Origin of the sequence: Streptomyces sp. NBC_01317 (genome assembly GCF_035961655.1) — a bacterium.
Classification (GTDB): domain Bacteria; phylum Actinomycetota; class Actinomycetes; order Streptomycetales; family Streptomycetaceae; genus Streptomyces.
Genome location: NZ_CP108393.1, coordinates 4392694 through 4402699, shown reverse-complemented (window position 1 = coordinate 4402699; position 10006 = coordinate 4392694). Strand labels below are relative to the sequence as shown.

Below are 10006 nucleotides of genomic sequence, written 5' to 3'. Positions count from 1 at the left end.
GACGGGCGGTCCCTTCACAGGTCGGGGATGGCGTTGATGACGGCGGTGGTCAGTTCGTTGATGGGTCCGGCCGCGCCGGTGGAGGCGAGGAAGAACCCGAACCCGGCGGCGATGAACGCGGCCCCAGCGCTGAGGGAGTTGGAGCGGAGCAGGAAGAACAGGACCAGGCCGAACAGGAAGACGAGCGAGATGGTGATGGCCATGAGCGGGGGTCTCCTTCGGGGTTAGGGGGTGCCGTCGCGGTAGGTCTGCGACCAGAGGTTGAACAGGTGGCGGCCGACGCGTATCCGCTTGCCGGTGGCCTGGCAGCGGCGGCAGTCCTTGCCGCGCTTGGCCCGGCCCTTGCGGTCGGTCTTGATCGCGTGGCCCATGCCACGGCACCGGCGGCAGTCCCCGAACGGGCTGACCGCACACATCCCGCCGTAACACACCGTTACGACGACAAGGCAGGCGCTAGCGAGGAGCAGGGGGGTCATGAGAGGCCCTTCCAGGCGGTTTCCGGGGTTTCCGCAGGTGGGCCGCTATGCGCTAGCGACCTGATCACAGGCGGTTTGGGGTGCTAGCGGGGGCGCTAACGTTAGCGAGGGGTGCCGCTAGCGTTAGCGCCCCCGGTGGTCAGCTCGCGTCCCGCTTTCCGTCACGCTCCGCAATCGCGGCCGTGAGGTGCGAGCGGTCGACACCGCGCCGGTTGACGACCTTGCCGTCCACCCGGCGTCCCACCTGGATCGTGGCGACCCCGTGCGGCTTGAGGGCTGCGGCGAGGGCTTCGGGGTCCCACCCGCCGTACACGTCCGGCCGGAGTTCCGCGAGGCGGGCCACGATCGTCTCCGACCACACCTTGGGCTCACTAGCGGGCACGACGGCCAGCACGTCGGCCAACAGGTCGTACCCCGGACCCGTGTCGGCATCGAACTCCTCACCGAGCGCGTGCCCGGACAGCGTGCCGGCCGCCTCGCGGAGCTTGCGGGCGCGCAGGCCGATCACCTCGGCGGTGGGTGCGTCGACGTACGCGGAGGAGACGATGCGGGCGTCGGCGCCTTCACCGACGAAGTAGTGGATGCCCTTGTCCTTCCACGAGAACATCGTGGCCCGGATGCCCCGCTTGTACGAGGAGGTGCCGAGGACCATGTCGTTCTCCAACTGGCCCATGACCTTGAGGCAGAAGCGGGCTGAGGCGTTCGCGCTGATCCCGGTCGGCAGCGCCTTGGCATCCGGGCGCTGGGTGGCCAGCAGGAGGACGATGCCGGTGGCGGGTCCGCGCTTGACGAGGTCGGTGCAGATCTCTTCGAACTCGCCTCCGTGCTTGGGGTGTTCGAACCACACCTGACACTCGTCCACCCCCACGACGATGGGGTGGAGTCCGAGCTTGGGCTTGTTCGCGAGGTCCGATGTGACTTTGGACTCCGGGCAGATGTCCCGGGGCAGGGAGCGGATCATCTTGGCCCGGCGGCGGAGTTCCTGGCGGAGTTCGCGCAGGTCGGCGAGGGCGTATTCGATGTCCTCGTCGTCGTCCCCGGCCCGGTGGCGGTGCGAGACCCGCTCGCCCACGGGGTCCAGGTCACCGGTTCCCTTGAGGTCGTAGGTGTGCAGCTCAGCCCGCACATCCAACGCCGCGATGAGGAGCAGGAGACGCAGCAGGAAGGTCTTGCCCATGCGGGGGATGGCGCCGATGACGGCGGCGATGTACATGAGGGTGATCTCCACCCAGCGTCCGCGCTGGTCGGTGCCGAACGCGACGGGCTTGAACAGGTCCACCCCGCCCGTCTTGAGGAGCGGCCACGCGGGCTTCTTCGCGGTGGACATGTCCTGATCACCCACCCACATCACCAGCCGCCCCGTGTGCTCCTCCGGGACCGCCTCGGGCCACACGCAGCCCAAGGGGCGGCGCAGACCGGACGCGAGCTTGTCCCGCTTGTCGATGACATCCGTGACGGTGACGCCGTACGGGAGGTCGCCCTCGGCACGCCACCCCGGCCCGTCCCGGGTGATGGGGGCGGTGAAGACGAACCCGTCCCGGCCCTTGCCCTGCGCCTGATTGATCGCGGGAATGCCAAGAGCACCCAGCGCCCGAAGAACGATGTCGCTCGTGAGCTTCGGTGCGTTCGGCAGTTCCACGGCGCGGGTGACGACGGGCGCGTCGGCCCGCGTGCCGGCCGCACCGAGCGCCAGCATCACCGCACCGACCGAGAGGGCTTGGAGCCACCCGGGGGCCAGGACGTAGATGGCGAGGGCGGCACCGATCCCGACGAACATGCCCAGCGTGCCGACCAGGGTCCGCAGCCGTACACGTCCGTCACGCTGGCGGGAAAGCTTCAAGTACTCGGCGGCGTCCTCGCGGCGGACGGCGGCGAGGCGGACGGGCTCGCCCTCGCGGTCGGCCATCCACCGCATCGACCCGCCCACGAACCGCGCCGCCCCCACCGGCGACTGCAACGCGAGTCGGCCCGCGTAGTACGGCGAGCGGATCGCGTGGTACCCGGCCAGGTGGCCGTAGTGCCCGGCGGCCCACCGGGCCGCCGTCTTGAGTTCGGCCGTCGACCGCAGCCACGCGGGGAGCAGGTCCCGGCGCTTGGCGCCCATCAGCCGACCGAGGTAGCCGGGCCCGACCGGCGCCGGACCATCCACCAACACCCTGGCGGTCGGATCACCCGACTCAGGGTCGGTGGAGTCGGCCGACTCCACACCCGACTCAGGGGTGGTGGTGTCGACCGACTCGCGAGCCGACCGCGCCTTGTCCAAGTCGACCACGTTCGCGTCGGAGTCGGGTGCGATCGGCTTGTCGAAGTCGGCAATGAGGTCGGCTTCGAGCCGGTTGAACAGTTCGTTCTCATCCTCGTGATTCACTGAATGTCCTCCCCGGACACTGGGGTTGGAGAGGGGCCCGGACGGCGCTTGGTAGGCCCCCGTCCGGGCCCCTGCTGTGCGGTGCGTGCCCCGGGCCCGATCCGATCGGGCGCCCTCACGGCGTGAATGCCGGGGCGGTGGGTCAGCGGCAGCGGCGGCAGCGAGGGCCGTGAGCGACGGCGCACAGTTCGGCCGGAGTGAATCCGCCCAGGTCGCCGGTGTGCTGCACCTTGTCCTCTACGACGCGTCCCCGGCCGCTGTTGTCCGGGACGTCGATCTCCCACCCGGTGGTGACGTACTTGCCGGGGCCGACCTTCCGGATCTCGCCCACGGTCTTGATCCGGCTGCGCTTCTGCGCACGCGCCTCCCGGCGTTCCTGGGCCAGCGCGGATGCCTGCCGGTTCACGGCGTCGTAGCGGGCCCGACGATCCGCCTCAACGGCCCGCGCCTCGGCCGCCTCCCGGTAACGCTCTTCCTCGGTCTGCACACGGGCTTTGCGGTTGAACAGGCCCATCACGGGCTCCTCTCAGAAATAAGGTCAGACAGCGCGCTGGTCTTCGGGATACGCGCAGCTCACGCACATGCCGAGCGAGGTCGGGATGCGGTATCCGGCGTCGATACGGCACTCGGGACAGACACGGCGGGCCGCGTTCGCCTTGTCGAGAGCGGCCCACTTCGCGGGGGTCATCGGCCGGACCGGTTTGGCGAGGTCGCGGTGGTAGAGGTAGGCCACACGCAGCGTCGGCGGCTGACCCGCGCGGCGGCGGCGGTTGGAGAACCACAGCAGTTGCGCGGCGGCCAACTGCCCCCCGGGCCGCAGCCCGGCGGCACGGAGCTGGCGGCGCGTCGCGTACCCGTCCGGGGCCATGCGGAACGGGAAGGTGGGGAGCCCGTACTCAGCTCCGTCCGGGTCCCAGAAGCGCCCACCCACTACGCGGCCCTGCCCATCGGGCCGCCGGTACGGGCGCCCCGGCGTCCGGAGCGGCGGCCGGTCAGGGTCGCGAAGAGCATCCCGAGACCGGCCCGCCGTACACCCGCGCGGGCTTGCTTGGCCGCGTACATGGCCTCATCCGCCCGCCGTAACAGGCCCGACAGGTCCTCGCCGGGGAAGTCCGTCACACGGACCCAGCCGAGCGAGACCGTGGTGTGCACCGCCGGGTCCAGCCCGGCCGCCGGCCGCGCGAGGACCCCGTGAAGAATGGTCAGCAGGTCCGCGACAGTGCCGTGCTTGTCGATGACCACGGCCGCAAACTCATCCCCGCCCAGCCGTCCGGCGACTCCGTCGGTGCCGACGTAGTGGGCGAGCCGGTCCGCCGTTGCTTTCAGCAGCGCGTCCCCGGCCGCGTGGCCGTGGGTGTCGTTGATCTGCTTGAAGCGGTCGACGTCCGCGAGGACCACCACGGCCCGCTCATCCCGCAGGAGTGTGGTGGCGCGGCGGGTGAAGCCGTCCCGGGTCCGCAGCCCGGTGAGCGGGTCGCGGCGGGCGGTGCTCAACCGGCGGCGCAGTACGTACAGGTGGGTGGACCATCCGGCCGCGAGCGGCCCGGCGGTCGCCAGCACGGTCAGGGCGGCGCTCATACCGTCACCGCCTCACGCGTCTCGGCCCGTTCGGCCCGCAGCGCGTCGCGCAGGGTGCGGGCGTTGGCGGACGACGTACGGACCGCCTTGCGGACCGCTTCGGCTGTCAGGTCCGCGTCCGGCCAGTCGGCCGTGGCCGACCGGGCCTCGGTGAGGAGTTGGTCCGGGGTGCGGGTCGGTCGGGGGGTGCGTGCCGACTCAGGTACCGGACCCGTCGACCGACGCGGACGCGACTCGACAGCCTCGGCGGCTTTCACCGGTGCCGTCTCGGTCGGCTCAACTTCCGGCACCGACTTGACAGCGGCGGGGGCCGGAAGTTCGGCCACCGGGGCAGGCGGCACGGGGGTCGACTTCCGCAGGTCAGACCCCAACCGATTTGCGATGACCTGCGTCGATACATCCTGATCTGTGATCGGGGCCGGTCGGTGGTGCAGGACCTTGGCCACGAGGTCGGAACCGAAGTAGATCGACCCGACCGGGAGCGAGGTGGCGAGCAGGACCAGGGCCCAGTTGGCGGGGTTCCAGTCGGCCAACTGTCCCCAGTCGACCGCCCGACTGTGCAGGGCGGGAACGAGCCCGTGCACGTAGTTCAGGACCAGCGAGGCGACCGTGTAAGCGGCCAACACCCGCAGCGCGAACCGGCGGTCATCCCCGACCAGAACCAGGGCAGCGACCAACGCGAGGGCCATCAGGCCGTCAACCACGAACGGATACAAGGTCGCCCCGGTCGCGTCCGCGCCGATCGCACGGGCCACGTCCCGCAACGCGTTCCACGACACCCGAAACGCCATCCCGACCACACCAACCAGCGCGAGAACGAGCAGGGTCTTGGCAGTGCGGTTCATACCAGCCCACCCCCGATCGCGATCACAGCGGCCAGGATCAGCAGCACGCCGGCCGCGCAGGTCAGGTCGACCGCGCGGGACAGGCAGCGGAACTTGGCCACGGCGATACGGGAGAGATTCGCGATGTCCGCCCCGCGCCGGTCTTCCGCCAGCGCGGTACGGATCTCCTCGGCGGTAAGCCGGGCCCAGTACGGGAAGCCCGCCACGGCCGCGCCGGACATGTTCGGTCGCACCGCCCGCAGCAGCAGACCCGCCGCAACCAGCAACAGACCCACCCCCAACCCACCGACGACCAGCGAGGCGACCGGCAGGGGCGCGTCCTTGGCGACCGTCCACACCCCAGCCAGCAGGGCGCCGATGAACGCCAGCAACAACGACGTCTTGGTGTCGGTGCGGGCGATCTCCGCCTTCACCTCCGCATGAGCGGCGGTGAGGCGAGTCTCCAGTGTGCTGCTCATGCCGCCGCTCCCTTCCGGGAGTTCCGACGCCGGGCGGTGACCCGGGGCGCGAGCGGAGTGACGTTGAACAACTCCGGGGCGAACGCCTCGATCGCCTCAGCGGCAACCCGGCTCACCCGGTCCGGAAGATCCGGCTCATCCGCGAGGATGTCCCGGGCCGCGTCCAGACGGGCCGCCCGCTCCATCTCACTCTCACCCGCGACACCCAGCCACAGATCCAGCGGGCTACCGAGCGCGAGTTCGACAAACTCAGTGGCCGTGACAGCCACATGACCAGCGACGATACTTCTCATGGGTCGTGCACTCCTTAGACGGTGGGAACGGCCCAAACAGCGGCCCCGGTGTCTCACCACCGGGGCCGCGCCGTTCGTGGATGGAGTGCCCCGGCCGGGAGTCGAACCCGGCCTGCGACCATCGGGGCGGTACTGCTACCTCTTCCTGCGGTCCTGCTTCTCCTGCTGCTTGCGGTCGTGCTCTTCCTGCGTGATGCGGGCGAAGTCGCCGAACGCGGCATCCGCGCTGGCCTTCCACTTCTTCGCGCTGTCGTCCATGCCCCACTTCCTCGCGCGGGCCGCGCACTTGAGGTCATCGGCCTGCTGGGTGAGCGCGGCCTGAGCGTCGGTGTGGCGTCGTCGTCCGAGCATGGGGTTACTCCTCAATCAGGGTGTGCGACGGTGGGGTTGAGGTCAGGCGTAGAGGTGCGCGGCACCGGCGGTGCGCAGTGCGGTGTGCGCCTGGCGGGCCCGAAGTCCCGCCGCGTCCAGCTCTTCTGCCGGCACGTCTCCGAGCGCGAAAGCCGCGTCCACCGCTTCCTGCGCGAGAGCGAGCAGGGCGGGGTGGTCCGTGGCCATGTGGAGCGTGTCCATGGCGCCGGTCACAGCCGAGCGGGCCGCGTACCGGGCCTGCCGCGCCTCGGCCGTCTCGGGTTCGCCTTCACGGCGGGCCACGATCTTCAAGTACTGCTGTTCGCGGTGGCGGACCAGCGCGGCCAGCAGCGCCGGGACGGCTTCGGCCAGCGCCTGACGTCGACGCTCCGCCACCGCGTCCTGCGCGGTGCGGGAGGTGGTCCGGTGCTGCATGAATCCGGCAACCAGCGTCCCGGCCAGCGTGCCGAGAATCGCGAGGATCGTTCCTGTCATGACTGCCTTTCCTGCGGTGTCGGTGCAGGTCCGGAGGTGTTCCGGCTCCCCTCGGCCCTGCCCGTACGACCAGTGGCCGGACGGGCAGGGGAGGCAACCGGCAGCGACCCGAGGGCCGCTGAACCGATACGAGATGTGCGCGAACCTGTGTCGCGCTGACCGCCTTATCGAGGAGGCGGCGGCCTCATTCAGCTCACTGTTGAGTTGTCAAGAAACAGCCAGCTCAGGGCCCGATGGGATACGACCAAAGCCGTCTTCCAAGCGAGCAATCCCGAACCGAGTACCGCGCGGTTCAATGCGATACCTGTATTACAGGTCCTACATGAGGCATCCGTCAAGTCGGTCGGCGAACTTCCTCGGTTTCGCGCCGGGACTTCCTGGCGCACCATCAGCATCGCCGCAGGTGAGGGGCGTTGGTTACCCGCTGCATGGACACCTTGGGCTCATCTGGCTACCTTCAAGAGGTCCCTAGACGTCCCATCGGGAGTAGAGATGTCCAACGAGCGGTTGAGATCAGCACTCTTGGCTCAGGGCGTGACGATCCAGGATTTGGCAGACGCCATCGAGGTCAACCCCAAGACCGTCGAGCGCTGGATCACGCAGGGGAAGGTGCCGTACCGGCGCCACCAGTACGCAACTGCGGCACTCCTCAAAGTCGACGTGACGACGCTGTGGAACGACGATCGCGCCGTCGACACCGCCTCAGACCTGAGTAGAGCGGAGATCGTCACCGTCTATCCGCACCGCCACATGGTGCCCAACACTCTCTGGCGTGAGCTGTACGAACAGGCTGAGACCTTCCTGGACGTCCTCGTCTACTCCGGCCTGTGGCTGTCTGAGGACCCGCTGTTTCACGATCTGCTCAAGCGGAAGGCCCAGGGGACCACCCAGGTACGCATCCTGTTGGGTGACCCCGACTGCGCTGCGGTACAACAGCGGGGGATAGACGAGGGGCACCGCATCATGGACGGCAAAATCCGCAACGCCCTGGTCAACTACCGCCCGCTCTTCACGAGCCACCCAGACATCGGCTTCCGTCTACACGACGGGACCCTCTACAACTCGCTCTTCCGCTCGGACAACGAGATGCTCGTGAATACGCACGTGTACGGCATCGGCGCCTACATGGCGCCTGTCCTTCACCTCCGGCGACTCCCGGGCGGCGGGCTGTTCGACACCTACGCGAATAGCATCGAACAGACCTGGGGAAGCGCACGCCCCGTCACCGATCACGACATTACAGGAGCTTGAACCATGGGACGCATCGACTACTTGCACGACCCTGACGCGCCGCCGGCCAACTCTGTCGTGCCCTCCGTCGTGGGCTTCGTACAGAACGACGCGGACGAAGTGCTGGTGATCAAGCGATCCGACAACGGACGCTGGGCACTGCCCGGAGGTGGCCACGAGGTAGGCGAATCCATCAGTGACACCGTGGTGCGGGAGGTCTGGGAAGAGACCGGCATCAAGGCCGAAGTCGTGGACTTGTCCGGGATCTACACGGACCCCGGCCACGTGATGCTGTACGACGACGGCGAGGCACGGCAGCAGTTCAGCATCTGTTTCCGCGCCCGGCCCGTCGGCGGCGACGTTCGTACGAGCGACGAAACGACACAGGTCCGCTGGGTTTCCCCAGCGGACCTGTCGACGTTCGACATCCACCCAACCATGCGACTCAGGATCGAGCACGCGATGGACCGGACGCGTACGGCGCCCTACGTCGGCTGACGCTCCGCAGCGGCAAGCCGTTCGAGCACCCGTGCCGTACTGGAAAGGATCTCCGGTTCGGCCCGGCGGATGAACCTACCGATCAGGCTGTCCGCGCCGTACCGACCCGCGATCTCGTTGACCCGATCCACCGGATTCGTAGCGATGCCGTCCGGCGTCGTGTTCATGTCGCAGTAGCAGAGAGCATCGGCAAGGTGGGCGCGCTCACGAGCGAACTCGGCTTCCAGCTCTTCGCGGAGTCCGCGAGCCTCAGCTTCCATCCATGCACACGAATGGTGAGCGACAAGGCTCACAACCCGTTCGTCGGCATGGGCCGTCTCCCGCAGGTATCGAGCGCCGTCCAGCGGATGGAACCCCGTCTTGACCAGGTCTGGCGAGTAGCCGATGTCATGCAGTACTGCCGTGGCCTCCATGAGGTCGGCATCTGTGCCGAGGACGGGCGCGAGCGACCGCGCCCGTTCGGCCACGCCAAGGCAGTGCTTCCACCGACGCGGCAACGGCTCGGCAAGAAGCGATTCAGCAAGGGGGTAAGCCCACTCCGTGAGCTGCGTCGTGCTCAAGACCTGCGACCCTCATTCCTCTCCGGCAAGGACCGTACGGTCCGCGGCTTGCCCTGCTTCCCTTCGGACAGCAGCCCGGACGCTTGCAGCTTGTCCAGCGCCTTACTCACAGTCGGCCGCGCCACCCCGAAGATCTTGCTCAACTCGGACGCACTCGGGAACGTGTCTCCCACCGATAGCTTCTCGGTGATGACCACATCCGCGAGCCGTTCGGCCAGCGGCCGGCGGTCCTCGTACTGTCCCTCTCTGACGACTCGCCAACGCCCACCGGGCACCGGTTCGGCGAGCCCCTCCTCTTTGAGTACCGCGAAAGCCCGGAGCGCCACACCACGGGAGATCCCGTGGTCGCTCATGAGGTCTGCCACGGATGGAAGCTCCGTCATCCCCGCATCGGTCTCGATCCGGGCCTTCACCACATCAGCGATCTTCCGGAAGGTCCCCCGAGGACTGGCCTGGTCCGGCACCTGTTCTCCCTCTCCCCGCTTCGTCGTCTGTCCAGGGTCCGCAACATGCATTCTCGCTGTATGCATACCCGGACTAGGCCAAGCGTCGCATGACTGGACCGTCTCAGTTCCCGTCTCATTCACCGCCGTCCGGAAGCGTTCACGGGGGTACACAGCTCGGCTCGCCGCAGCGCCAAAACGGCGGCGTGAACGGAGATGAACGGCGGCGAACACGGCTCTGACCAGCACGAACAGACCTCGAAAGCGAGTGTGGGGAAACTCACCGAGGGTTCAAATCCCTCCGCTACCGCAGATATGGAGAGGCGCCCGGTTCTATGAACCGGGCGCCTCTTCGGCTTCCATCCCAGTTGGTCACCTCGGAGTGGAAATCTTGCTGTTGACCTGTCCGTC

General features: G+C 68.4%; 15 protein-coding genes. 2 read left to right on the top strand and 13 right to left on the bottom strand.

Annotation, left to right across the window (positions count from 1 at the left end):
* Positions 1 to 14 precede the first annotated feature (14 nt).
* The 11 genes from OG349_RS18970 to OG349_RS18920 all read right to left on the bottom strand — a co-directional run bounded on the left by OG349_RS18970 (position 15) and on the right by OG349_RS18920 (position 6864).
* Positions 15 to 203 (bottom strand): hypothetical protein, encoded by a 189-nt coding sequence (locus tag OG349_RS18970; protein ID WP_327235749.1) that lies wholly within the window; start codon positions 201 to 203, stop codon positions 15 to 17.
* Positions 204 to 224: 21 nt separating this feature from the next.
* Complete coding sequence (locus OG349_RS18965) at positions 225 to 476, bottom strand: hypothetical protein (protein WP_327235748.1); 252 nt, start codon at positions 474 to 476, stop codon at positions 225 to 227.
* Positions 477 to 615: 139 nt separating this feature from the next.
* The gene (locus tag OG349_RS18960; protein WP_327235747.1) at positions 616 to 2844 is read right to left on the bottom strand and encodes a cell division protein FtsK; all 2229 of its coding nucleotides are present in this window, start codon (positions 2842 to 2844) and stop codon (positions 616 to 618) included.
* A gap of 142 nt (positions 2845 to 2986) precedes the next feature.
* Positions 2987 to 3358 (bottom strand): hypothetical protein, encoded by a 372-nt coding sequence (locus OG349_RS18955; RefSeq protein WP_327235746.1) that lies wholly within the window; start codon positions 3356 to 3358, stop codon positions 2987 to 2989.
* 24 nt (positions 3359 to 3382) lie between these two features.
* Entirely contained in the window at positions 3383 to 3775 is a 393-nt protein-coding gene (locus tag OG349_RS18950; protein ID WP_327235745.1) for an RRQRL motif-containing zinc-binding protein, read from the bottom strand.
* A complete protein-coding gene (locus OG349_RS18945) occupies positions 3775 to 4422 on the bottom strand; it encodes a GGDEF domain-containing protein (protein WP_327235744.1) in 648 nt (215 codons plus the stop codon). The genes OG349_RS18950 and OG349_RS18945 overlap by 1 nt, the downstream gene beginning before the upstream one ends.
* Complete coding sequence (locus tag OG349_RS18940) at positions 4419 to 5267, bottom strand: DUF2637 domain-containing protein (protein ID WP_327235743.1); 849 nt, start codon at positions 5265 to 5267, stop codon at positions 4419 to 4421. Before OG349_RS18940 ends, OG349_RS18945 begins: the two co-directional genes overlap by 4 nt.
* Entirely contained in the window at positions 5264 to 5725 is a 462-nt protein-coding gene (locus tag OG349_RS18935) for a Pycsar system effector family protein (RefSeq protein WP_327235742.1), read from the bottom strand. Before OG349_RS18935 ends, OG349_RS18940 begins: the two co-directional genes overlap by 4 nt.
* A complete protein-coding gene (locus OG349_RS18930) occupies positions 5722 to 6018 on the bottom strand; it encodes a hypothetical protein (protein WP_327235741.1) in 297 nt (98 codons plus the stop codon). Before OG349_RS18930 ends, OG349_RS18935 begins: the two co-directional genes overlap by 4 nt.
* A gap of 135 nt (positions 6019 to 6153) precedes the next feature.
* On the bottom strand, positions 6154 to 6369 hold the full coding sequence (locus OG349_RS18925; protein WP_327235740.1) for a hypothetical protein: 216 nt from the start codon (positions 6367 to 6369) through the stop codon (positions 6154 to 6156).
* Positions 6370 to 6411: 42 nt separating this feature from the next.
* Positions 6412 to 6864, bottom strand: coding sequence for a protein kilB (locus OG349_RS18920; RefSeq protein ID WP_327235739.1), 453 nt, complete (start codon positions 6862 to 6864; stop codon positions 6412 to 6414).
* A 492-nt stretch (positions 6865 to 7356) separates the two neighbouring features.
* On the opposite strand from OG349_RS18920, the gene OG349_RS18915 reads away from it, so the two are divergent.
* Positions 7357 to 8115, top strand: a complete 759-nt coding sequence (locus tag OG349_RS18915; RefSeq protein WP_327235738.1) for a helix-turn-helix domain-containing protein — start codon at positions 7357 to 7359, stop codon at positions 8113 to 8115.
* Between the two features lie 3 nt (positions 8116 to 8118).
* The gene (locus tag OG349_RS18910) at positions 8119 to 8592 is read left to right on the top strand and encodes an NUDIX domain-containing protein (protein WP_327235737.1); all 474 of its coding nucleotides are present in this window, start codon (positions 8119 to 8121) and stop codon (positions 8590 to 8592) included.
* On the opposite strand, the gene OG349_RS18905 is transcribed toward OG349_RS18910, so the two are convergent.
* Positions 8580 to 9152, bottom strand: coding sequence for an HD domain-containing protein (locus OG349_RS18905; protein ID WP_327235736.1), 573 nt, complete (start codon positions 9150 to 9152; stop codon positions 8580 to 8582). The genes OG349_RS18910 and OG349_RS18905 overlap by 13 nt on opposite strands.
* Positions 9149 to 9616: a GntR family transcriptional regulator gene (locus tag OG349_RS18900; RefSeq protein WP_327235735.1), complete on the bottom strand. Its 468-nt coding sequence runs from the start codon at positions 9614 to 9616 to the stop codon at positions 9149 to 9151. The genes OG349_RS18905 and OG349_RS18900 overlap by 4 nt, the downstream gene beginning before the upstream one ends.
* Positions 9617 to 10006 lie beyond the last annotated feature (390 nt).